The organism is Massilia phyllostachyos, assembly GCF_021044825.1.
GTDB classification, from domain to species: domain Bacteria; phylum Pseudomonadota; class Gammaproteobacteria; order Burkholderiales; family Burkholderiaceae_D; genus Telluria; species Telluria phyllostachyos.
Map to the genome: position 1 here is coordinate 37641 of NZ_JAJNOC010000002.1, position 22973 is coordinate 60613.

Annotated in this window: 24 protein-coding genes; 6 read left to right on the plus strand and 18 right to left on the minus strand. The window is 69.0% G+C overall.

Translation table 11 applies throughout. From position 1 onward, the window contains the following. Positions 1-28: 28 nt before the first annotated feature. The 8 genes from LQ564_RS07190 to LQ564_RS07225 all read right to left on the minus strand — a co-directional run bounded on the left by LQ564_RS07190 (position 29) and on the right by LQ564_RS07225 (position 8626). Positions 29-1126 carry a GGDEF domain-containing protein gene (locus tag LQ564_RS07190; protein WP_231057433.1) on the minus strand — a complete coding sequence of 366 codons (1098 nt, stop codon included), beginning with the start codon at positions 1124-1126 and terminating at the stop codon, positions 29-31. Next, positions 1123-3852, minus strand: a complete 2730-nt coding sequence (locus tag LQ564_RS07195) for a bifunctional diguanylate cyclase/phosphodiesterase (RefSeq protein WP_231057434.1) — start codon at positions 3850-3852, stop codon at positions 1123-1125. Before LQ564_RS07195 ends, LQ564_RS07190 begins: the two co-directional genes overlap by 4 nt. 1 nt (position 3853) lies before the next feature. Next, positions 3854-4288, minus strand: a complete 435-nt coding sequence (locus LQ564_RS07200; RefSeq protein ID WP_231057435.1) for a phosphate ABC transporter substrate-binding protein — start codon at positions 4286-4288, stop codon at positions 3854-3856. Positions 4289-4296: 8 nt separating this feature from the next. Further along, the gene (locus LQ564_RS07205) at positions 4297-5568 is read right to left on the minus strand and encodes a hypothetical protein (RefSeq protein ID WP_231057436.1); all 1272 of its coding nucleotides are present in this window, start codon (positions 5566-5568) and stop codon (positions 4297-4299) included. A gap of 123 nt (positions 5569-5691) precedes the next feature. Next, complete coding sequence (locus tag LQ564_RS07210; protein WP_231057437.1) at positions 5692-6243, minus strand: M48 family metallopeptidase; 552 nt, start codon at positions 6241-6243, stop codon at positions 5692-5694. A 103-nt stretch (positions 6244-6346) separates the two neighbouring features. Continuing rightward, complete coding sequence (locus tag LQ564_RS07215; RefSeq protein ID WP_231057438.1) at positions 6347-6706, minus strand: KGG domain-containing protein; 360 nt, start codon at positions 6704-6706, stop codon at positions 6347-6349. 114 nt (positions 6707-6820) lie between these two features. Further along, the gene (locus tag LQ564_RS07220) at positions 6821-7399 is read right to left on the minus strand and encodes a hemerythrin domain-containing protein (RefSeq protein ID WP_231057439.1); all 579 of its coding nucleotides are present in this window, start codon (positions 7397-7399) and stop codon (positions 6821-6823) included. A 195-nt stretch (positions 7400-7594) separates the two neighbouring features. After that, a complete protein-coding gene (locus LQ564_RS07225; protein WP_231057440.1) occupies positions 7595-8626 on the minus strand; it encodes an NADP-dependent oxidoreductase in 1032 nt (343 codons plus the stop codon). 107 nt (positions 8627-8733) lie between these two features. On the opposite strand from LQ564_RS07225, the gene LQ564_RS07230 reads away from it, so the two are divergent. Next, the gene (locus LQ564_RS07230; RefSeq protein ID WP_231057441.1) at positions 8734-9276 is read left to right on the plus strand and encodes a YaeQ family protein; all 543 of its coding nucleotides are present in this window, start codon (positions 8734-8736) and stop codon (positions 9274-9276) included. 39 nt (positions 9277-9315) lie between these two features. After that, on the plus strand, positions 9316-9771 hold the full coding sequence (locus tag LQ564_RS07235; protein WP_231057442.1) for a copper chaperone PCu(A)C: 456 nt from the start codon (positions 9316-9318) through the stop codon (positions 9769-9771). Here the strand turns inward: LQ564_RS07235 and LQ564_RS07240 are convergent, their stop codons facing one another. Further along, positions 9772-10551 carry a head GIN domain-containing protein gene (locus LQ564_RS07240; protein WP_231057443.1) on the minus strand — a complete coding sequence of 260 codons (780 nt, stop codon included), beginning with the start codon at positions 10549-10551 and terminating at the stop codon, positions 9772-9774. 207 nt (positions 10552-10758) lie between these two features. Here LQ564_RS07240 and LQ564_RS07245 point away from each other — a divergent pair, with 207 nt between their 5' ends. The 3 genes from LQ564_RS07245 to LQ564_RS07255 all read left to right on the plus strand — a co-directional run bounded on the left by LQ564_RS07245 (position 10759) and on the right by LQ564_RS07255 (position 12749). Further along, the gene (locus LQ564_RS07245) at positions 10759-11232 is read left to right on the plus strand and encodes a DMT family transporter (RefSeq protein WP_231057444.1); all 474 of its coding nucleotides are present in this window, start codon (positions 10759-10761) and stop codon (positions 11230-11232) included. 88 nt (positions 11233-11320) lie between these two features. Beyond that, complete coding sequence (locus LQ564_RS07250) at positions 11321-12442, plus strand: type IV pilus twitching motility protein PilT (protein ID WP_231057445.1); 1122 nt, start codon at positions 11321-11323, stop codon at positions 12440-12442. Beyond that, positions 12402-12749, plus strand: a complete 348-nt coding sequence (locus tag LQ564_RS07255; protein ID WP_231057446.1) for a DUF2200 domain-containing protein — start codon at positions 12402-12404, stop codon at positions 12747-12749. The genes LQ564_RS07250 and LQ564_RS07255 overlap by 41 nt, the downstream gene beginning before the upstream one ends. 5 nt (positions 12750-12754) lie before the next feature. Here LQ564_RS07255 and LQ564_RS07260 read toward each other — a convergent pair whose 3' ends face one another. From LQ564_RS07260 to LQ564_RS07300, 9 genes are all read right to left on the minus strand, one after another. Further along, on the minus strand, positions 12755-14218 hold the full coding sequence (locus tag LQ564_RS07260) for a TIGR01777 family oxidoreductase (protein ID WP_231057447.1): 1464 nt from the start codon (positions 14216-14218) through the stop codon (positions 12755-12757). After that, positions 14215-14679 (minus strand): cell division protein, encoded by a 465-nt coding sequence (locus LQ564_RS07265; RefSeq protein ID WP_231057448.1) that lies wholly within the window; start codon positions 14677-14679, stop codon positions 14215-14217. The genes LQ564_RS07260 and LQ564_RS07265 overlap by 4 nt, the downstream gene beginning before the upstream one ends. Continuing rightward, positions 14676-15110 (minus strand): thiol-disulfide oxidoreductase DCC family protein, encoded by a 435-nt coding sequence (locus LQ564_RS07270; RefSeq protein ID WP_231057449.1) that lies wholly within the window; start codon positions 15108-15110, stop codon positions 14676-14678. The genes LQ564_RS07265 and LQ564_RS07270 overlap by 4 nt, the downstream gene beginning before the upstream one ends. Continuing rightward, a complete protein-coding gene (locus LQ564_RS07275) occupies positions 15107-15646 on the minus strand; it encodes a GbsR/MarR family transcriptional regulator (RefSeq protein ID WP_231057450.1) in 540 nt (179 codons plus the stop codon). The genes LQ564_RS07270 and LQ564_RS07275 overlap by 4 nt, the downstream gene beginning before the upstream one ends. Positions 15647-15742: 96 nt before the next feature. After that, positions 15743-16174 (minus strand): DUF1428 domain-containing protein, encoded by a 432-nt coding sequence (locus tag LQ564_RS07280; protein WP_231057451.1) that lies wholly within the window; start codon positions 16172-16174, stop codon positions 15743-15745. A gap of 26 nt (positions 16175-16200) precedes the next feature. Continuing rightward, on the minus strand, positions 16201-17460 hold the full coding sequence (locus tag LQ564_RS07285) for a cytochrome c (RefSeq protein WP_231057452.1): 1260 nt from the start codon (positions 17458-17460) through the stop codon (positions 16201-16203). Further along, positions 17457-18179, minus strand: a complete 723-nt coding sequence (locus LQ564_RS07290) for a c-type cytochrome (RefSeq protein ID WP_231057453.1) — start codon at positions 18177-18179, stop codon at positions 17457-17459. The genes LQ564_RS07285 and LQ564_RS07290 overlap by 4 nt, the downstream gene beginning before the upstream one ends. A 294-nt stretch (positions 18180-18473) precedes the next feature. Next, positions 18474-19136, minus strand: coding sequence for a 3'-5' exonuclease (locus LQ564_RS07295; protein WP_231057454.1), 663 nt, complete (start codon positions 19134-19136; stop codon positions 18474-18476). After that, positions 19133-19669, minus strand: coding sequence for a ProQ/FINO family protein (locus tag LQ564_RS07300; RefSeq protein WP_231057455.1), 537 nt, complete (start codon positions 19667-19669; stop codon positions 19133-19135). The genes LQ564_RS07295 and LQ564_RS07300 overlap by 4 nt, the downstream gene beginning before the upstream one ends. Positions 19670-20253: 584 nt before the next feature. Here LQ564_RS07300 and rpoD point away from each other — a divergent pair. Then, on the plus strand, positions 20254-22938 hold the full coding sequence (gene rpoD / locus LQ564_RS07305; protein ID WP_231057456.1) for an RNA polymerase sigma factor RpoD: 2685 nt from the start codon (positions 20254-20256) through the stop codon (positions 22936-22938). The last annotated feature ends 35 nt before the right edge of the window (positions 22939-22973 follow it).

A 22973-nucleotide genomic window follows, 5' to 3' on the forward strand; every position in this document is an offset into this window, starting at 1 on the left:
AAAACGCGGCCGATGCGGGCGCGCGCGTTCAGGCCGACACGATGCGGTCGCGTCCTTCTTCCTTGGCCCGGTACAGCGCCTTGTCGGCGCGGTGGATGGCGTCGGCGAAGGGCTCGCCCGGCTGGCGCGTGGCCAGGCCCGCCGAGAAGCTGATGCGGCGGTCCTCGACGCCCGGCACCGGCATCGCGTGCACGCCGTCCAGCATCCGTTCCAGCACGCCGCGCGCGTCGTCCAGCGAGGCGTCCGGCAACAGCAGCAGGAATTCCTCGCCGCCCCAGCGCGCCAGCACGTCCTCGCCGCGCAGGCAGGCGCGCGCCGCCTGCGAGAAGCAGCGCAGCACGCTGTCGCCGGCGGCGTGGCCGCACTGGTCGTTGACCTGCTTGAAGAAATCCATGTCGAGCAGGGCGATGCAGGTGCCGCGCGTGGACGGCTGGCGCCGTTCCTCGGCCGCCAGCACCTCGTGCATGCGGCGCCGGTTCACCAGCGAGGTCAGTTCGTCGACCGTGGCCAGCACGCGGATGGTGTCGAGGGCGTCGGACAGTTCGCGCCGCTGGTGCTTCAGGCGCGAGCGCAGCTTGTGCATCTCGCCGCTCAGGAGCGCCGTGGAGAGCAGGGCGGCGGCCAGGTAGCCGAAGCTCTGCGCCTCCTGCGCCGGCGGGAAGCGCGCCGGGTCCGAGGCGGCCAGGTACCACATGGTGGCGCCCATGCCGGCCAGCGCCGTGAGCGACAGCATCAGGGTCTGGCGCGGGCGCGCGGCGAACATGCAGAAGGCGATCACCACCACCGTCATCACCAGGGTGGCGCCGCGCAGCGGGCCCGAGATCGCGTACAGGAACATGGTGCACACCAGCGAGAACAGCGCCTGGGACACGGCCAGCTGGTCGGGCTTGAGGCCGATGCGGGCGCTGAAGCGGATCAGGAGGTAGAAGCCGGCGGCGACCGCGCAGCCGTAGCGGATCAGGGGATGCGCCACCGCCGGGTCGCTGAAGCCGTGGTCGATCTGGACCAGGATCTGGACGATGCAGGCCACGTACAGCAGGCAGGTGGCGGCCCAGTAGTGCAGCATGCGGCGCAGGCCGGGATCGACCCCGCAGACCAGTTCGACGAGGCGGCGCAATCGCTTCATGCAGTCTCCATGGCGGCGGCCCCGGCAGCGGATTGCGCTTGCCCGGCCAGTAGTTCGGCGATGCGTTCCGGCGGCACCGGACGGCTGTACAGATAGCCCTGCATCTCGTCGCAATCGTTGGCGCGCAAAAAGGCGCGCTGCTCCTCGGTCTCGACGCCTTCGGCGATCACGCGCAGGCCGAGCTTGTGGCCGAGCGAGATCACGGCCATCGCGATCGCCTGGTCGTCGCCGCAGTGGGCGAGGTCGGCCACGAAGCTCTTGTCGATCTTCAGGCGGCTGATCGGGAAGGACTTCAGCGCCGACAGGCTCGAGTAGCCGGTGCCGAAGTCGTCGATCGACAGCGCCACGCCCATCGCCTCGATCTCGCGCATCTTTTCGACCGCGCGTCCGAGGTCGCGCATGATCGCGCTCTCGGTGACCTCGACCTCCAGCTGGCGCGGCGCCAGGCCGCTGTCGCGCAGGGCGCCGGCGATGCGTTCGACCAGGCGCTTTTCCTCGAACTGGCGGGCCGAGACGTTGACCGACACCGCCAGCTCGGGCAGCCCGGCGGCGCGCCAGGCCTCGACCTGGGCGCAGGCGGTGCGCAGCACCCAGTCGCCCAGCGGGACGATCAGGCCGCTCTCCTCGGCCAGGCCGATGAAGCGCAGCGGCGAGATCTGGCCGTGCTCGGGATGGTTCCAGCGGATCAGGGCCTCGACCCCGAACAGGCGGCCGCTCCTCAGGTCGACCTTGGGCTGGTACAGCAGCTGGAACTGGCAGGCGCCCGCGCAGGGCCCGCCATTACACGCGTCCAATGCACTGCGCATACCCTCCAGCAGCACCAGCTTTTCCTCCATGCTGGCGTTCATCTCGCTCGCATAGAACTGGAAACTGTTCTTGTTTTCCTTGGCGCGGTACATCGCCGCATCGGCGTTCATCATGAGGGTATTGGCATCCAGGCCGTCACGCGGATAGAGTACCACGCCCATGCTGCAGCTGACCTGGACTTCCTGGCCCTCGACGTCGACCGGCTCGGTGACCGCCTGGCGCACCTTTTCCAGCAGCGGCGTGAGCGCCAGCGGGTCGCTAGAGGAATCCGGCAGCAGGATCACGAATTCGTCGCCGCCGAAGCGCGCCAGGGTGTCGCTGCGGCGCAGGCACTGCGCCATGCGCTCGCCCACCACCTTCAGCAGTTCGTCGCCGGCGTTGTGGCCGAGGCCATCGTTGACCAGCTTGAAGCCGTCCAGGTCGATGAAGGCCAGGCCCACGCTGCCGCCCTTGCGCTCGGCCTCGCGGATGGCCTGGCCGAGGCGGTCGCGCAGCAGGCTGCGGTTCGGCAGGCCGGTGAGTTCGTCGTGGTGGGCCAGGTGGCGGATGCGCTGCTCGGCGAGCTTGCGCTCGGTGATGTCGCGCACGATCGTCACCACGCCGCCCTCGACCGGCACCACCTGGCGCTGCAGCCAGCGCCCGGCCGCGGGCGCCAGGTGCGCCAGCCATTCGGCTTCGCGCGCCACGCCGTCGCCGGCCACCGCCGCCAGGTCGTCGAAGATGGCGGCGCCAAGATACGCCGGCAGCAGCACCGACATGCGCCTGCCCTCCATCGCGGCCTTCGGCAGACCGGTGAGCTGCTCGGCGCGGCCGTTGGTGGTCTCGATCAGGAAGTCGAGCAGCGCGCCGTTCGGCGCGCGCACGGTGCGCAGCACGAAGAAGGCGTCGGGGCTGGCTTCGGAGGCGGCGGCGTAGGTCTCCTGCGCGCGGCGCTCGCGCTTCTTCGCCTTGGCCAGCTGCCAGGACCAGGCGCTCACCAGCGACACCACCAGCACCAGGAGCGCGGTGCCGGCGCCGGCCCCGAGCAGCCAGGCGCGGCGCCCCTGGGCAAAAACGGCCATCTGCTCGGCCTCGGACAGGCCGACCACGGCCACCAGCGGGAAGCCGTTCAGGGCGCGGGCGCTGGTGTAGCGCACTTCGCCGTCGATCCCGTCGCGGCCCAGCGCCACCCCGTCGATGGCATCCGGCGCGATGCGCTGGCCCCAGGAGACGGCGTCGCCGATGCGCACGGCGCGCACCACGCCATCCTCGCCGGCCACGCCGAGCAGGCCGCGCTCGCCCTGGCGCGAGCGTTCGTAGGAACTGGTGAAGAAGGCCGGGTCGACCGCCACGCTGGCCACGCCGGCGAAGCGGCCGGCGGCGTCGTCGATGCGGCGCGAGAACACCACGTGCGGCTCGCGCCGGCCGATGGTCTCGCTCACGAAGGGCATGTGCGAGACGCGCTCGCGGTGCACCGCGAACCAGGGCGCATGCGAGACGTCGCTGCCGCGCCGCACGGCGGGGTTGGCGGCCAGCACGCGCCCGTCGGCGCCGATGATCGCGACCCGGAACACCACGCTCGGCGGCAGCAGGCCCTTGGCGCTCATGGCGCCGAGCGCCGCGCCGGGTCCGTTCATCTCGACCGCGTACTGCAGCACGCGCAGGGTCTGGTCGATGCCGCTCAGGCTGCGCGCCATCTGCGCTTCATAGGTGTCGACCAGTTCGCGCGTGGCCTCGACCGCCGCCGCGCGCGCCGCTGATTCCTCCTGGCGCACCATGTGCAGGGTCCCGGCCCACAGCGCCGCCACCAGCAGCAGGGCGAACAGCGGCAGCGCGACGTGGGTCTCGAGGGCGCGCCCGAGCAGGCGCACCAGGGCGGCGCGGCGGCCGTCGACCCGAGGGGCGCGTACGGCGCGCATCCGGAGCGAGAAGCGGCCCATGTCAGCGCAGCACCAGCACCGGACGCACGCTGGCGTCCAGCGCGGCGCGGTCGATATAGCCGATCATCGACGGGTTCTCGGCCACCATGCGGCGCACGCTGGCGCTGTCGGGCGCTTCGCGCGGCGGCTGGCCGCGGCCGGTGAACACCATCTTCGACCAGTGCGCCTTGAGCAGGGCCGGGGTCTTGCCGGTCACCTGCTGGTAGAAGCCGTCGCGCTCGGGCGAGCCGAGGCGCTGGTCGAGCGCCACCGCCTCCAGCCCGCCGGGAAAGCGTCCCGACTGGCCGAGGAAGATCGCGGCTACCTGGTCGCCATTCAGGGCCGGGGCCTGGCTGCGCGCCGACACGATCACCACCAGCTCGGCGCTGGCGTCGGCGGCGGCCAGCGCCAGCAGCAGGGCGCAAGTGCGGTGCAGGAGGCGGATGCGATCCATCATGCGCCGCCTCAGAACACGAAGTCCAGCGCGAGGCTGGTCACGTGGATGCCGTGCCCCGGGCGGAAGTCGCGGCTCGGGTTGATCAGGCTGCCGCGCGAGCCGGCGCCTGGGACCACCCGGTCGTACTGGGCCTTGAGGGCGACGTTGTCCAGCACGTCCCAGCGCAGGCCGGCGCTGGCGGTGGATTGCTGCGGGATCGTCGCCAGGTAGGTGTTGAGGGCGAGGTTGACCGCGGCCGCGGCGCTCCTGGCGCCCGCGGGCAGCGCGGCCAGCTGCAGGCCGGGGTCGCTGGTGGCGCCGTGGGCGCGCACCCTGGCGTAGCCGGCGTAGGGCGTCAGGCTGCCCCGGCGCACGCCGCCGCCGACGTACATCGCGGTGGTGCGGCCCAGCAGCGAATCGGTATTGGCGCGGCCGATCTCGGCGTTCAGGAACCAGGCGCCCGGGTCGTAGCTGGCGCCGATGCTGGCCATGCTGACGCGCTTGTCCTCGATCGCATAGCGCGCCGCCAGCGCCCGGCCCTGGGGGCCGAAGGCGCGCAAGGCCTGGAACAGGTCGGCGCCGACGCCGGTGGTGAGGTGGGCGGTGAGGGCCGACAGGCGCAGGCTCAGGGCGCCGCCCTCGATGCTGTGCGACAGGCCGACGATGCCGCGCGCATGCAGGCGGCGGTCCTCGTACAGGTGGGTGTCGGTATGGCCCCAGAACACCTGGGTCGCGTGGCGCAGCGCGCCGCCGCTCCAGCGCCAGGTGGCGTCGACGCCGTCGCTGCTGGAGATCGGCAGGCTGCCGTAGACCTCGACCGGCGTGCGCACCCAGGGCAGGGTGTAGCCGACCTTGCGGTAGTCGGCCGCCAGGAACACCGGCAGCGCGATGCGGCCGAGGCGGATCACCAGGTCCGGCGTGGCCTGGTACTTGACGTTGGCCCATTCGACGCGCGGCGCGTAGCCGCCTTCCAGGTCCTGTTCGCTGACCACTTGCAGCACGGCCGACCAGGGACCGCGCGCGACGTCGAGCTGGGCCCCGAGGCGGCTGTCGACTTCCACGCTCCAGGGCGCGCTGCGCCCGGCGCCGGTGGCGTGCATCACGGTCGAGGTGTAGTCGGCCTCGCGGGTGTCGGCGTGCACGGCGCCGAGGGTGCCGAAGCCGGAGAATTTCCAGCTCGGGCCCGCGGCATCGGCCGTGTCGGCCGCGCACGCGTTGGTCGCGGCGAGCAGGCCGGCAAGGACAGCGCAAATCAGGGAGGCCGGCAGCGCGCTGCCGGAACGGGAGGTCGGGTACGTCATCGTCGAAATCATGGCCTGGCGGCCGAAGGAGTCTGGATGTGCGTCGTGGCGCACTGTTTCAAACTTTACCTAAGGCAATTAACAAAGTCGAGATTTTGAATGCCTCGGATATCGATCTGACAATCATTGTTGTGAGATGGCAACGCGACCCGCCGCGCTCTCGTCGCCCGCCCACAGCCGCCGTCCGCCCAGGTCGAGCCAGGTGAGGTAGAGGCGCAGGTCGAACTCGAGCTGGTGGTACTCCGGCTCCATCCAGCAGCACAGCTTGTAGAAGGCCTTGTCGTGCTCTTTTTCCTTGAGGTGGGCCAGCTCGTGCACGGCAATCATGCGCAGGAAGGGCAGGGGGCCGTCGCGGAACACGCTGGCGACGCGGATCTCGTGCTTGGCCTTGAGCTTGCTGCCCTGGACCCGCGATATCGCCGTGTGCAGGCCGAGGGCGTGCTGCACCACGTGGATCTTGCTGTCGTAGGCGACCTTCGACACCGGCGCGGCCTGGCGCAGGTAGTCGCCCTTGAGGTCCTGCACATAGTCGTACAGGGCGCGGTCGGTGCGGATGCCGTGGGCGTCGGGATAGCGCTGCAGCAGCACCTCGCCGAGGCGGCCGGCGTCGACCAGTTGCATGACCTGGGTGCGCAGGGTGTCGGGGTAGCCGCTGAGGTAGGGGAGTTTGTGCATGGGGCCGATACTGTAGCACGGCCCCATGAGTAAAGTGAACGGCAGTTATAGGATGGGCGGAGGACCGCTCACCCTACGAAGAACGCGCCATTTGGAGCGCGTGTCAGCTCTCCTTTTCTCCCTGCCGGTTACCGGCATTCTTCGCCGCCGCGGCGGCGCGCTGCGCCGATTGCCGGCTCTCGCCGCCCTTGCGCCCGATGTCGGCCATGTGGGCGCGGTTGCGGCTCACGGCCTCGCCGCCTTTCTGGCCGGCGCGGCGCGCTTCCTCGGAATCGAATTCGTGCGCCGTGCCCTTCTGGTGCGCCGCCTGGCCGCCCTTGCTGGCGATCTCGCGCTGCTGGTTCTGGTCCATCGCCGCGAAACCGCGCTTGGCCGGCGCCTGGCCGCCGCTCTTCTGCGCGCTGCCGGACCCGTTGCCCGCCTGGCTGCCCGCGCCCTTGCCGCTCTCTTTGCTTGTCGCCATGTCGTTCTCCTTGTCTGCCCTGATCGATGTGGGAACCCGCGAGCGCCCTATGGATGCGCTCGTGCCGTTTAGAGGCAGGCAAGGAAGGTTAGTTCCGTTCGCATGGTTCGGAACCTAGCGTGGGCGCGTACGCCGTTCGCGCAGGCCGCGTACCGCGTCGCGCAGCAGGCCGCGCGGCTCCAGACCGTCGATGCCGGCCGGCGGCGCCGCCAGGTCGGCTTCCAGCTGCAGGCGGCGCGCGCGCAGGCGTTCGCCGAGCAGGGCTTGGTCGGCGCCGGCGCGCACCAGCAGCGGAAACAGCAGGGTCTCTTCGCGCGCCACGTGGTGCGCCACTTCCTCGGCCAGCACCGCGACCGTGGCGTCGAAATAATCGTCGCCCGGGAACAGGGACTCGAGCTGGAGGATGAGTTCGCGCGCGCTGTCGTGTTCGAGGGCAGCGTCGTCGAGCAGGGCGTCGCCGGCCGATTCGCGCAGCGCCGGATAGAACAGTTCTTCCTCGAGCGTGGCGTGCAGCAGCAGTTCCTGGCACAGCTCGTCGACCAGGCGCTCGCGCTCGGCCTCTTCTTCCGGGTCGAGCATGGCGAAGCTGTGGAACAGGGCGCGCACGTGCGCGTGTTCGGCGCGCAGCAGGGCCAGGATGCCGCCCGGGACCTCGGCCGGCAGCGGCATGCCGGCATCGTGGAAGCGGTGCATGGCGCCTCCCGCTAGCGCCGGCACGCGGCGGCAGGATTGCTGGAGGACGAAGGAAAAGCCATGGTCACCTCGTGAAGCGTCGGGAGCGGCGCGCGCATGCGCCGAAACCCCGTAGACCCTTGGCACGAGAGGAAGTTCCCGCAAGAAGAAGGGGAGGTGGCGCACATCACATGCGCGCCACCTTGTCAGCGCGGATCAGGCCTCGGCCACCTTCAGCACCAGTTTGCCGAGGTTCTTGCCCTCGAAGAGCATCAGCAGCGCGTCCGGGAAGCGCTCGAAGCCCTCGGTCACGTATTCGACGCTCCTGACGCTGCCTTCGCGCATCCACTGCGCCAGCTGCGCCACGCCCTCGGCATAGCGCGGCGCGTAGTCGAACACGACCATGCCTTCCATGCGCGCACGGTTCACCAGCAGCGCCAGGTAGTTGGCCGGGCCCTTCACCTTGTCGGTGGCGTTGTACTGCGAGATCGCGCCGCAGATCACGATGCGCGCCTTCATGTTGATGCGGGTGAGGACCGCGTCGAGGATCTCGCCGCCGACGTTGTCGAAGTAGACGTCCACGCCCTGCGGGCAATGTTCCTTCAAGCCCGCATGCACGGAACCGGCCTTGTAGTCGATGCAGGCGTCGAAGCCGAGTTCCTCGACCACGAAGCGGCATTTGTCCGCGCCGCCCGCGATCCCGACCACCCGGCAACCCATCTTCTTCGCCACCTGGCCCACCGTCATGCCGACCGCGCCGGCCGCGCCCGAGACCACCACGGTCTCGCCGGCCTTCGGCTGGCCGACTTCGCGCAGCCCGAAAAAGGCGGTCATGCCGGGCATGCCGAGGGTGTTCAGCCAGGCCGTCAGGGGCGCGGCCTGCGGGTCGATCTTCACGAAGGCGGCGGTCTTGTCGTCGGCCTGGCCGGCCCAGTAGCGCTGCACGCCGGTGCCGCCGGCCACGTGGTCGCCCACGGCGAAGCGCGGCGACTTCGAGGCCACCACGACACCCAGGCCGCCGGCGCGCATGACTTCGCCGATCGCCACCGGGCGGATGTAGGATTTGCCTTCGTTCATCCAGCCGCGCATGGCCGGATCGAGCGACAGGTAGAGCACCTTGACGACGATCCCGCCTTCCGGGGCTTCGCCGACCGCCTCTTCGTGGAAATCCCAGTCTTCCCGGCGCGGCATGCCGGTGGGGCGGGCGGCGAGGCGGAATTGCTGGTTGGGCGGGAATGCATTGGTCATGGCTGGGTCTCCGGAATGGTGTTGGCAACGTGACTATACCGTTTCCGCAACAAGCCGGCGCGGCGCGTGCGACAATAGCGGGCTATTCCTTCCACCGATTTCGCACCATGGCGCTCAAAGCAACCATCTACAAAGCCGACCTGTCGATCGCCGACATGGACCGCAACTACTACGGCGACCACAGCCTCACCATCGCGCGCCACCCGTCCGAGACCGACGAGCGCGTGATGATCCGCGTGCTGGCCTTCGCCCTGCACGCCCACGAGGCGCTGTCTTTCACCAAGGACCTGTTCGACGTCGAGGAGCCGGCCATGTGGCTGAAGGACCTGACCGGCGCGATCCAGCTCTGGATCGAGGTCGGCCAGCCCGACGAGAAGCGCCTGTTGAAAGCCGCCGGCCGCTCGGAACAGGTGATCGTGTACAGCTACAGCGCCACCAGCGACATCTGGTTCAAGGGCCTGGCCAAGGGCATCGACCGGGCGAAGAATGTCTCGGTGGTGAACATCCCGAACGAGGCCAGCGTCCAGCTCGAGCGCATGGCCAAGCGCAATATGCAGCTGCAGTGCACGATCCAGGACGGGCAGGTGTGGCTGACCGACGGCGTCGACACCGTGCTGGTCGAGCGCGAATACCTGCGCGGCGGGCCTTGAGGCTATAATTTTCCGTTCACTTCATTCTTGACACGCGCCATGAAACGTCAGTTTTTCGCCTTCACCTTTGCCTTCGCCAGCCTGCTGTCCGCCTCCGTGTCCGCCCAGGTGAGCGTGTCCGACCCCTGGGTGCGCGCCACCGTGCCGGCCCAGAAGGCGACCGGCGCCTTCATGCGCGTGCAGTCGGCGGCGCCCGCGCGCCTGGTCGGCGTGCAGGCCGACGTGGCCGGCCGCGCCGAGCTGCACGAGATGGCGATGGATGGCCAGACCATGCGCATGCGCCGGGTCGACGGCATCGACCTGCCAGCGGGCAAGCCGGTGAACCTGGCCAGCGGCGGCTACCACGTGATGCTGTTCGACCTGAAGCGCCAGGTGAAGGAAGGCGAGAATGTCGCCATCACCCTCACCGTGCAGGATGCGGCGGGCAAGAAGCAGGATGTGAAGGTGGCGGCGCCGGTGCGGCCGCTGTCCTACAGCGCCCATTCCGGCCATTGATCAACGCGGCGCCGCCGCGATCCGGCGCGCCTCGCCCGAGCCCACCGTCGACTTGCTCACGCGCGGGTCACCGTAATACTTGACGTCGCCCGAGCCGGCGATCGTCACGCTCAATGCATCCCTTGCCCACACGGTGGCGTCGCCCGAGCCCGCGACGCTGATGCTGGCGCTGTCCGACTGCAGGTTGCCCATGTCGACGGTGCCCGAGCCGCCGATCGCGACCGACAGCTTGCGGGTCTTGCCGCCGCCGGCCTTGAAGTTGCCGCTGCCGCCCAGGCTCACCGTCAGCGCGCCGCTCTCGATTGCGCGCACATCGATGTCGCCGGAGCCGCCCAGGTCGATGTCCAGGCGCGGCGCGCGTAGCGCGTCGGCCACGATCGAGCCCGATCCGCCCAGCGCCAAGCGTTCAATGTTGCGCGCATTGACGACGATCCGCAGGTTCCTGGTGCGCAGGTTCAGGTTGCGTTTGGACGGGCGGATCTTCAGCATGCCGTTCTCAACCACAGTCTCGACCAGCGGCAGCACATTGTCGTCGGTCTCGATGGTGACGCCTTCGCTGTCGCCCATGCGCAGTTCGAGCTTGCCCGGCAATTCCAGCGCCAGGCCGTCGAAGCGCCCGACCTGGCGCGCCTGGCGCTTGATCACGCCGCTGCCCTCGACCCGCTCGCCGCCCCAGGACCAGTTGCCGGCCACGCTGGGCGCTGCGGCGCAGGCGAGGGCGGCGGCCAGCGCGGCCGGGAGCATCAGGGTGCGCAGGTTAAGGCGGGAAGGTGTCGTCATGGCGGTCTCCGGAAGGTGTGGTGATTGTCGATTGGCTCATCCTAGATGAACGCCGCGCAAACCGCCGGCCCGATGCGACGGATTGCGCACAGCGCGCCCTGGAATGCGCGTCAACCGGACAAGCGGGCGTGCGTCCCTATCCCGAACGCGCCATTTGCACTAGAATCGTGCGCTTTTTGACCCGGCATGGTGCCGGGTGGAGCACGCATGAACCTGATTTTCCTCTTGATGGCCTTTTGCGTCGGCATGGCCATGTCGGTCCAGGCGGCCGTGAATACCCAGCTGGCGTCCTCGATCGGCGCCAATTCCGTGGTCGCCGCCTTTGTCTCGTTTGCCTGCGGCACCATCGTGCTGGGCGGCGTGGCGCTCTCGCGCGGCGGCCTCGGCCCCACCTTCGCGGCGCTGGCCAACCAGCCGCTCTGGAAGTTCGCCGGCGGCTTCCTCGGCGCCGCCTTCGTCTTCGGCACCGTGTTCCTGGCGCCGCGCATTGGCCTCTTAAGCCTGATCGTGCTGGTGATCGCCGGCCAGCTGCTCACCTCGATGGCGATCGACCACTTTGGGCTGATCAATATGGCGGTAAGAAAAGTGTCCGGTGTGCGGGTGGCAGGGGCTTTCGTGGTGGCGATCGGCGTCGCGATCACATTGTTCGGCGAGCGCATCGTTGCGGCATTTACACGCTAAACAATTTTCTTTCACTTTTGCAATCTTTCGGGTAGGCATGGTTCTATAATGACCGGCACTGATTAATCATTATTCATGTGCCGGCCAGATGGAATACCACCAGTCCTCGCAGATTCCCACCCTGTCGTATATCGAGAACGAAGACCATCCGGTGTTCGGGACCCTGGTCGAACAGATCCTGCACCTGCTGAATTCGCGTCTGGTGTTCTCGGACATCATCATTCACCAGAACAGCCCGCTGATGCTGCGCCAGCCCAAGGGCCTGGTGGCGGTGACGGATTCGCCGATCACGCGCGAAGAGCTGGAAGAATTCTTCGACGTGATCGAACCGAACTGGAACGAGCGCATCGCGGTGCGCGCCTTCGACCGTTCGATCGACCTGCACACGGCGCGCATCCGCGCCAACTGCTTCAGCTTCCAGGGCAAGAAGCGCCTGGGCTGCGTGATCCGGCGCTTCCCGAAGGAGCCGATCGCGCTGTCCGAGCTCGGCCTGTGGCCGGACGAGCAGGAATTCGCGCGCCTCTCCAGCGGCCTGGTCCTGATCATCGGCGACACCTGCCAGGGCAAGTCGACCACGATCGCCTCGATGATCGACGAGATCAACAAGCAGCGCTCGGGCCACATCATCACCATCGAAGACCCGGTCGAGACCCTGATCCCGCAGCGCAAGTGCATCATCACCCAGCGCGAGGTGGGCGAGGATGCGGACGTGGAGAGCTACTACCTGGGCGCCCTGGACGCGCTGCGCGAGCGCCCGGACGTGATCGTGATCGGCGAGATCCGCGACGCCGAGACGGCGCAGGAAGCGCTGGCCCTGGCCGAATCCGGGCCGCTGGTGTTCGCGACCCTGCACGCGCGCTCGACCGAGCTGGGGTTGCAGAAGATGCTGCGCCTGCTGGGCAACTCCGAAGCCCAGGCCCAGGCGCTGGCGCACGCGCTGCGCGGCGTGCTGTGCCAGGCCCTGCTGCCCTCGAGCGAGGGCAACCGCTACCACCTGGCCACCGAGTGCCTGGTCCCGAGCAGCGCCGTGATGCGCATGATCGAGAGCGGCGACGTGGGCGCCATCCGCGCCCACATGAACCTGGGCCGCGACCCCGGCTGCCACACCATGAACGCCGCGCTGGAAGGCCTGCTCGCCTCGCACAAGGTGCGGGTCGAGGACGCCCGCCATGCCACCACCGACCGCGTGGGCTTCGCCGACATGGTCTGATGTTCGGCTCACCGCGGCTCCGCCGGGGAAGGGCCGGACGCGCGATGAGGTCGACCGCATCATCCTGTGGCTGACCGGCCAGGACGCGGCGGGCCTGCAAGCGCGGCTCGACACCGGGGCCGATTTCCGCGCCTTCTTCGACGGGGCACCGGCCATGCATCCGAATACCGCGCTGATCACTGGCCTGGTGTGCGGCGTGCGGGTCGAAGAGGTCGAGGATCCGCTGATGCGCAAGATCCGCTACCGCGACAAGTTGGTCGACGAACTGGCCAGGGGCAAGGCGCTGGACAAGATCCTGGGCCGGTAAGCCGCTTACTTCAGGCTGCGCAGCGCCGCTTCCAGGCGGGGATAGCGGAACACGAAGCCTTCCCGCTCCAGCCGCGTGGGCGCCACGCGCTGGCCTTCCAGCAGCAGGTCGGCCTGTTCTCCCATCGCGAGACGCATCGGCCACCCCGGCGTCGGCACGAAGCTCGGCCGGCGCCAGACGCGCGCGGCGGTGCGGCTGAACTGCTTCTGCGTGACGGCCTCCGGCGCGGTGAAGTTGCTGGCGCCTACCGGCGGATCGCGCCGGGCCGCCGCGCGCCGCCAGCGGTGGGCCATGGCGCGCACCACGTCGTCCACGTGGATCCAGGACAGCCACTGGCGGCCGCCGCCGAGCGGACCGCCCAGGCCCAGCAGCACCGGCAGCAGCATCATCGGCAGCGCGCCGCCCATCCCCAGCACCAGGCCGAAGCGCATGGTCTCGACCCGCGTGCCCTGGCGCGCCGCGGCGCCGGCGGCGTCTTCCCATTCGCGGCACAGGGCCGACATGAACACCGGCTGCGGTGGGGCGGCTTCGTCGAGGGGAGTGTCGTCGCCGATGCGCTGGATGCCGTAGTAGCCGATGGCGGACGCCGACAGCAGCAGGAAGGGTTTACTCTCCAGCGTGCCGATCCAGTCGGCCAGCGCCTGGGTCAGGGCGACCCGGCTGCGGCGCAGCACTGCCTGGCGCCGCGCGCTCCAGCGCGGGCCGAGGATGCGGGCGCCGGCCAGGTTCACCACCACGTCGACCGGCGTGCCGGGCCCCAGTTCGTCGAGCGCCGCGATGCAGCGCACCCGGCCCTCGAACAGCCAGGCGGCCTGCCTGGGCTGGCGGCTCAGGGCGATCACCGCATGGCCGTCGGCCAGTAGCGCGCGCACCAGGTGCTGGCCGACGAAGCCGGTGGCGCCGGTCACCAGCACGGTGCGCGGTGTGGTATCGAAGCGGACCGCCTCCGCCGGCGCAGGTGCGCCGAGCCGGCCGAGGCGGCGCATGGCCAGCAGGTCGCGCAGCCCGGACAGGACGACGCCCGCTCCGCACAGCGCCAGGAACACGCTCAGCCAGCCCTGCGGCTGCCACGCGAATCCGCTCGGCTGGGCCGCCCATGCCGGCAGCTGCAGCGCCAGCAGGGCGATGAAGGCGCCGCCGTTGATCGCCAGGACGGTGTGGGTGACCCGCTCGCTGGCCGGCAGCAGGCGGCTGCGGTCTTCCACCACGAAGTCCCACAGCGTCAGCCCGATCTCGAGCGCGAAAGCCGCCGCCAGCACCCCGGCCCACAGGCCATGCCACTCCCAGCCGGCCAGGCCGACGAACAGCAGGCCGTAGATGGCGGCGCGCAGCGCATGGATGCCCAGCTCGCGCCGGGCGCCGGGGCGCTGGGGCAGGGCTTCGGCGAATTCATGGTGATACAGCGTGTCGAAGGCGCCGAGGCAGCCCTGCACGGCCATCAGCTGCAGCGCCAGCAGGTGGGTGTTCATGCGCGCTCCCCGCCGACAAGGGCGACGGCGCGGTCGTAGCGCCAGAGCCAGAACAAGGGCGGCAGCATGGCGGCCAGCGCCAGCAGGTCGATCCAGACGTGCGGCCAGTAGCCGGCGCGCAGCGACACCAGCATGTCCTGCGGCGCCCACAGCAGCAGGCCGCCGGCCAGCCACAGCCAGATGCGCGCCTGGCGCAGGCGGTCGGCCAGGCGGATCAGGCCGATCATCCACAAGGCCATCAACAGCACGGTCGGCCCGAACAGCGACAGCCACCAGGCCTGCATGCCGCGCGCCTGGTCAGGAGGATCGACTGGCCAGAAGGCGCTTGTGACGCCGGCGTGATAGAGGTCGAACAGCGCGCTCGACGCCACCCACGGCAGCAGGCCGCCGACCAGCACGTGGAACGCCGCGACGGCGAGCAGCCAGCGGATCGCCCAGGTTCTTATTGGGCCTTGATTCATGGCGTTTTCCATGGTGTGTCCTCAATGCGATGCTTCAATTGGCAAACGCCGTCTTCGCAGCGCGGCGGCAGGCGATAGCCGAGCCAGCGCGACATCGTGTAGCGGTGACGGGCGAAGGCGCGGTAGGCCCAGGACAGGATCGGCCGCAGCCAGCGCAGGCGCAGCGGCCATACCAGCCACCCGCGGCCGACCAGCGTGTAGGCGGCCAGGATGCTGTCGATGCCCACCAGCAGGCGGCCGTCACGCGTGCGGGCGTGCGATTCGCGGTTCAGGGCCGCCATGTCGACGCCGAGCGGCGCGGGGTCGAAGCCGGGGGCGGCGATGTCGGCGAAGGCCAGGCGTCCGGCGCCGTTCCAGGACTGCAGGCGCGCCATCTCGGTGGCGCAGAACGGGCAGCGGCCGTCGTAGTAGAGGGTGAGTTCGGCGCTCATGGGCGTTCCTTGGCGCCGGGCAGGAAGCGCGCCACCTTGCCGCCCATCTTGAGCATCTTCTGCAGGGTCTGCGGCGGCAGGCGCTGGTAGTCCTCGAAGGTGGCGCTGAACAGCTCGAGGAAGTCGAGCACCGCCTGCATGCGCGCCAGGGTGTCGTCTTCGAGCTCCTTGTCCTGCGAGCCTTCGATCGCGCATTCGCGCAGCAGGCTCAGGGTCGGGTCGATCTCGCGCCGCTTGCGCTCCTCGAGGATGACGCGGAAGATTTCCCAGACGTCCTGCAGGGCCGTGAAGTGATCGCGCCGGTCGCCCATCACATGGCTCACGCGCACCAGCTTCCAGCTCTGCAGCTCCTTCAGGCTGTTGCTGACGTTGGAGCGCGCCACGCCCAGGGTCTCGACGATGTCGTCGGCGCTCAGCGGGCGCTCGGCGAGGTAGAGCAGGGCGTGGATCTGCGCCACCGTGCGGTTCACGCCCCAGCGCGTGCCCATCTCGCCCCAGTGCAGGACGAACTTCTGCGCGGTCGGACTCAGGTTCATTTTCTTCACTTATTTCTGTTAATGCAGAAATTAAAGAACAAATTGAACGTGGAGTCAAGCTGCGTCCATCAAGGAGTAGAGCGGCTGGTGGTCTCGTCAGGCGGGCCTGGCGCGAGAGCCCTGATCCGGCGCCGTCCGTCGCAGCATCGGCAGGAAGCCGCCCGCGACCAGCCTGGCGCCGTCGAAGACCATGGGGCCGTCGCCGAACTGCATGCGCGGGTCCGATGTGACCTTGTCCATGCCGGCGTCGCGCGCGGCCTTGTCCGGCCACTCGACCCAGGACAGGACCACGGTCTCGTCGTCCTTCGCGCCGGCCGCACCGAAGAAGCTGGCGTACGATGCGGCCTCGCGGCGCGCGTCGGCGCCATGGTAGCTCGCGGCATCCGGCCCGCCTTCGTCGAGCCAGCATTCGGTCACGGCCAGCGCTCCGTGGTCCTTCAGCACATCCCACGAGATGCGCGCCAACGCCTCATAGGCAGCGCGGTTGGCGCGTGGAACCGGCGCCAGGAAGCAGTCGATATAGGCCATGTCATCCTCCCGGATTGGATAACGCTTCAGTCGAGCGGCACGCTGCGCCAGCGGTTGACTTCCGGCGTGCCGACCGGCGGCGCCGCGTTGCCCCAGCTGGCGCGCACATAGGTCAGCACGGCGGCGACCTGGGCGTCGTTCAGCTCGTGGCTGTAGGGCGGCATGCCGTAGGGGCGCGGGTTACCCGCGGTGCCGGGCGGGAAGCCGCCGTTCAGGATCATGCGGATGGCGTTGACGGCGGGCGTGAGGGTGACGGCGCGGTTGCCGGCGAGCGGCGGATAGGCGGGTGATTTGCCCTTGCCGTCGGCGCCGTGGCAGTCCACGCAATGCGTCGTGTACAGGCGCCGGCCTTCGGCCAGCAGCTGCTCGCCGGCCAGCTGGAATTCCGCAGGCGCCGGCGCCGCGCTGCCGGGGAGCGACTTCAGGTAGGTGGCCATCGCGCCGACGTCGTCCAGGTTCAGGTGCTGCAGGCTGCGCGCGACCACCTCGGCCATCGGGCCGGTGGCGCTGCCGCGCGGCGAGACGCCCGTGTGCAGCAGGGCCACGATGTGCGCCCGGTCCCAGTCGCCCAGGCCCGCTTCGCCCTGGGCGGTGAGCGAGGGCGCGTACCAGCCGATGGTCGGGATCAGGCCGCCCGAGAGCGTGTCTCCGCTGGCGCCGAGGCGGTTGCGGCTGCTGTGGCAGGCGCTGCAATGGCCCAGGCCTTCGACCAGGTAGGCGCCGCGGTTCCACTCGGCGCCGCGCGCGGGTTCGGGCGTGAATACGGCGGGCTTGAAGTAGAGCAGGCGCCAGCCGGCCAGCACCGCTTGCTGGTTGTAGGGGAAGTCCAGCTCGTGCGGCTGGTTGGGGCGGCGCTGCGGCGGCAGGCTGCGCAGGAACGCATACAGCGCATCCGAATCGGCGCGCGATACCTTGGTGTAGTTGGTGTAGGGGAAGGCCGGATACAGCAGGCGGCCGTCGATCGACTTCCCGTTGTGCAGGGCGTTCCAGAAATCGTCGGCGCTCCAGCGGCCGATGCCGGTGTCCGTGTCCGGCGTGAGGTTGGGGCCGTAGAGGCGGCCGAAGGGCGTGTCGAGCGCGCGGCCGCCGGCATATTCAGGTCCACCGCGCGCGGTGTGGCAGGCCACGCAGTCGCCGGCGCGCGCAAGGTAGGCGCCGCGCGCGATGTTGTCCGGCGTGGGCGCCCAGGCCGCGGGCGAGCTGGCGGCGACGAATTCTTCGCGCGGCCAGGCGAGGGCGACGCCGGCGAGAACGGCGACGAGGAGGGCGATCAGGATTTTCTTCATGGCTGGCCCTCCGGGGCGCTGCCGCAGGCCAGCGGCAGCGGGCGCGCAATGCTGCTCGCCGGCCGCGGGTCGTTCGGCGCCGGCTGGCTGGCCAGGTAGCTCGAGACGGCGTTCACTTCTTCCAGCGACAGGCGCGCCGTGATCTCGGCCATGCAGTCGGGCGCGTGGGCGCGCCGCGCACCGTTGCGCCAGGCGCCGAACTGGGCGTTCAGGTAGTCGCGCGGGAGGCCGAGCAGGCCGGGGATCGCGGGCTCGACGCCGGTCAGCTTCTGGCCGTGGCAGGCCACGCAGGCCGGGATCTTGCGCGCGCTGTCGCCCTGCATGGCCAGCTGGCGGCCGCGCTCCAGCACCTGCGGCGCGACGCCGCTTGCCTGCGCCGCGTGCGCACTCGGCGGCTGGGCTGCGAAGTGGGCGGCGATCTCGCGCAGGTAGGGGTCGGGCAGGTGGTCGACCAGGTAGGTCATCAGGGGATACTGGCGCCGGCCTTCGCGGAAGTTGCGCAGCTGGTTATACAGATAGCCGGCCGGCTTGCCGCCGATGCGCGGGAAGTAGCTGTCGTTGACCGGGTTGCCCTGCGCATCGAAGCGCGCGTGGCAGGAGGCGCAGGCCAGCAGGCGCTGGGCCAGGGTGTCGGGGACTGTGGGCGATGGGGCGACCTGGGCCTGGACGGCGGAGGTGGCCAGGCACAGCGCAACAGCGAGCTTGCGAAGATGCGGCATGGAGCGACCCGGGAGTGGCGATGCCGGAATGATAACGCGGATGGGTCCGCTAGTCTTGCTGCACCGCACTTGTAGGGTGGTCGGCTTTGCCGGCCGCGCGTTCAAATACACGGTGAGAGCCGGCGCATCGTCCATGTATATGCTGGTTGAACGCGCGGGTAGAGGACCGCGGGGCCGCCCGGGCCCACGCTACGAGTGTGTGAAAAATTCGTCCATGGCTGCGTTGCCTCGTCTCGCCGTACGAGTGTACTGTCTTCGACTCGGCGCCTTGCCACAGCCGTTTTTTCACACCCTCTACGACGCTTTTCGGGGTGGCAACGGAGTTTTGTCTTCCACCGGCGGATTCGCACGCCAGTGGCGGTACAGGCGCAGCGACACGTGCGCATCGTCCGCCGCATACAGCAGCTGCTTCTCGCTCAGCTGCGGCAAGGCCCAGTTGGTGGTGGTGATGCGGCGCGATTTCTGCAGGTGCTGGCCGAAGAAGCGCGCCACCGCCGTCTTGGCGCCGAGGGTATTGCGTTCGCCGCGCCGGCGCAGGGCGGTGGCGAGGTCGAGCACGTTGCGGGTCTCGATGCCGAGCTTGGCGCGCAGGCGCTTGAGGTCGTCGCCGAGGCCGAAGCCGACCTTCAGGATGTCGTTCGATTCCAGCACCGGCTTCAGCACCTCGATCAGGTGCGGCGCCTGGGTGGCGAGGCCGGCCTTGGCGCCGATCTGGAACAGCCAGGCGTGGTCGTCGGTCGCAAGCTGCACCAGGTGCGGCCCGGTCGAGACTTCGCCCTTCATGAAGGTGGGCTTGGATTCGGTGTCGAAGCCGATCACGTCGGCCTGCGACAGGGCCGCCAGGGCCTCGGCCGCATCCTGCGGCGTGCGCACCAGGCGCACGTTCGACAGCGCGAGGCCAGGGTAGGGCGCGAGCCCGTCGTCCGGCGCGCCCTCCAGCGGCTCCGCTACGCTCACTGGCGCGAGAACTTGTTGGCGAGAGCCTGCAGCTTTTCCTGGCGCTGGCGGGCCGCTTCCTCGGCAGCGGCGGCGTCGCGCTCGGCCTTCTTGCGCTCGGCTTCCTTCTTGAAGCGTTGCTGCAGTTGTTCCTTGGCGTGCAGGCGGTGGGTGTCGGTCACTTCGGCGCCGGCGGCGCCGTCGAGGTCGAAGCGCACCTTGGCTTTTTCCATGGCGCGCAGGTAGCGCATCGAACCGGTGTGGATGCCGAGCGCCGCGCGCATGGTCTTGCGGTCGAGGCCGGGCATGCGCGCCAGCAGCTGCTTGTCGATGCCGATGGCCAGCGGCAGGCAGTCGCGGAAGGCCGGGAACTCCTGCTGCAGCTGCTTGAGCAGCGCGCGCGCCGACTGGGCCGGCGCGGCCGGGGCGGCAGCGGCTGGTGCAGATGCGGCAGCCGGTGCGGCGGCGCTTTCCTGGGCCTGCGGCGTGTCTGGAGTTTCAGGAGTGGCAGGAGCGGCGATGTCGCCCGGCTCGGCAGCGGAAATGGTATTCATTGACTTCATGGTAAGAACGGGAATGCGAAGGATAGCACGGCGCCCGTACGCCAGTGCGGGCCGTATTGTACTTGTTCCAATCAAAACGGGAGCGCGTCAGGAGAGCAGGCGGCTCTTCACGCGCGCGCGCCCGCGAAATCGTGTATGATCCGCCCCTTGCCTTGCGCACGGCTTGTGCCGTCGCAATCGTGCCGGCCTCGGGGATGGTGGGCGTCACGGTGCTGTCATATTCAGGCTGCTTATATCCATTATCGGATATTTCAATTATCACCAAAACTTGCAATGCGGCATAATATCGCCTTTCCGATTGTTCTCCCCTGAACAAACAGATGCAAGCCCGTTTCATCCGACGGGCTTTTTTTCGTTCCGACATGCACAACGTGACTTTGACCACCCGCAGTTCCTGTTTCTCGCGCCGACCCTGTCCCTCGACGGGCGGCCCCGGGGAATTGCTGCTTGAAGTCCGCCTGTCCGCCCTCAGCTAGGGCCACTTCCGTTCCCCTTCACCCGGACCCGCCCGCGGGTCCCGCTGGATTATTGACTTCGCAGGCGCGCCGTTCGCCTCGACTGGAGAGAGCTTCACTATGAAAAACACCGCCAAGACACTGACACTGACCGCCAAGAAAGCCCCGAGTACGGCATCGGCCCAGCTGGCAGTGCCGAAAACCGCGACCTCCTACTTCCTCGAAACGGAAGCGGCGGCCAAAGTGACGGTGGTGAAAACCCGCTCGCGCCTGGCCGCGGCCAAGGCTGCGCAGGAAGCCGAACTGGCGCCGGCCGTCGACACCGCCGCCAACGAAGCGCTGCTGGAGACCCCGGCCGCCGCCGAGCCGGTGGTGGAAGAGGCCGCGCCGGTCGCCGCCGCACCGGCCGTGGCTGCCGCACCCGTGGTCGAGGCCGAGCCGGCCGCGTTCGAGGACTACACCGCTGCCGTGCCGAACGCCGCGGCCACCGTCGTCGTCAAGAAGCGCGGCTCGAAGCTGGCCGCACTGAAATCCGCCGCCGCCGAAGCGCCGCAGGCCGAAGCCGCCGCCGCCGCCGCGCCGGCCGTGGCCGAGGAAGCGCCGGCCGCGCCGAAGGTCGTGCGTACCCGCACCCGCCGCACCGATGCCTCCGCTCCAGCCGCGGCCCCGACCGCCGTGGGCGCCGTCAGCGCCACCACCGACGCCGCCGCGCTGGCCGCGATCGACACCTCGGGCTACCTGCTGCCGCAGGTGAAGGTCCCGGGCCGCCGTGGCCGCAAGCCTAGCGAATTCGTGCCGGAAAACGACGAAGTCGCGGCGCTGAACACCATCGAGCGCGCCGAACTGAAGGCCGCCTCCAAGCTGCGCGAGCGCAAGGCCAAGGGCCTGGCCGGCATGCTGGGCGGCGAGAACGGCTTCTCGGAAGCGGAACTGGAAAAGCGCCGCCAGCAGATCAAGAACCTGATCAATATGGGCAAGGAGCGCGGCTACCTGACCCACGCCGAGATCAACGACCAGCTGCCGGAAAACATCATCGATCCGGAAGCGATCGAAGGCATCATCGCGACCTTCAACGACATGGGCATCGCCGTCTACGAGCGCGCCCCGGAAGCGGAAATGATGCTGCTGTCGGATAACGTGCCGACCGCCACCACCGAAGACGAAGTGGAAGCGGCGGCCGCCACCGCGCTGTCGACCGTGGATTCCGACTTCGGCCGCACCACCGACCCGGTCCGCATGTACATGCGCGAAATGGGCGCGGTGTCGCTGCTGACGCGCGAAGGCGAGATCGAGATCGCCAAGCGCATCGAGGACGGCCTGAAGGACATGGTGCAGGCGATCTCGGCCTGCCCGATCACGATCTCGGAAATCATCGCGCTGTCGCACAAGATCGCCTCGGACGAACTGAAGGTAGACGACGTGGTGGACGGCTTCGTCGACCACAGCGACGCCGCCCCGGCCCCGGTGGCCGCCGCGCCCGCACGCGCAGCGGACGACGAGGAAGAGGAAGAGGCGACGGTCGAGGATGAGGAAGAGGAAGAAGACGGCGCCGTCGGCGGCGGCGCGGCCGGCTACTCGACCGAGCAGCTGGTCCAGCTGCGCAAGAGCGCGCTCGAGAAGTTCGCACTGATCGAGCAGCAGTTCGACCGCATGGGCCATGCTTTCAAGACCACCGGCTACGGCTCGGACGACTACGAGGAAGCGCAGGCCATCATCTCGAACGAGCTGCTGGGCATCCGCTTCACCGCCAAGATCGTCGAGAAGCTGTGCGACACCCTGCGCGGCCAGATGGATGAAGTGCGTTCGATCGAGCGCGCCGTGCTGGACATCTGCGTGAACCGCTGCGGCATGCCGCGCGCCCACTTCATCAAGGTCTTCCCGGGCAACGAGACCGACCTGCAATGGGGCGACCGCGAAGTCGACTGCGCCTATCCGTACAGCGCGGTGCTGAGCCGTAACCTGCCGGCGATCAAGGAACTGCAGCAGCGCATGATCGACCTGCAGGCGCGCGTGGCGCTGCCGCTGGCCGACCTGCGCCGCATCAACAAGCAGATGGCGGCGGGCGAGAAGCGCGCGCGCCAGGCCAAGCGTGAAATGACGGTGGCCAACCTGCGCCTGGTGATCTCGATCGCGAAGAAGTACATCAACCGCGGCCTGCAATTCCTCGACCTGATCCAGGAAGGCAATATCGGCCTGCTGAAGGCGGTCGACAAGTTCGAGTACCGCCGCGGCTACAAGTTCTCGACCTACGCGACCTGGTGGATCCGCCAGGCGATCACGCGCTCGATCGCGGACATGGCCCGCACCATCCGCGTGCCGGTGCACATGATCGAAACGATCAACAAGATGAACCGCATCTCGCGCCAGATCATGCAGGAAACCGGCAGCGAGCCGGACCTGCCGACCCTGGCCGCCAAGATGGAAATGCCGGAGAACAAAGTCCGCGAGATCATGAAGATCGCCAAGGAACCGATTTCGATGGAAACCCCGATGGGCGAGGACGGCGATTCGCAGCTGGGCGACTTCATCGAGGACAACACCACCCTGGCCCCGCTGGACGCCGCGCTGCACGCCTCGATGCGCAACGTCATCAAGGAAGTGCTGGACTCGCTGACCCCGCGCGAAGCCAAGGTGCTGCGCATGCGCTACGGCGTCGAGATGTCGAACGACCACACGCTGGAAGAAGTCGGCAAGCAGTTCGACGTGACCCGCGAGCGTATCCGCCAGATCGAAGCCAAGGCGATGAGCAAGCTGCGCCAGCCGTCGCGTTCGGACAAGCTCAAGACCTTCCTGCACAACCAGTAATTTTTTACCGGTTGGTCAAAAACGCCGCCTCATTC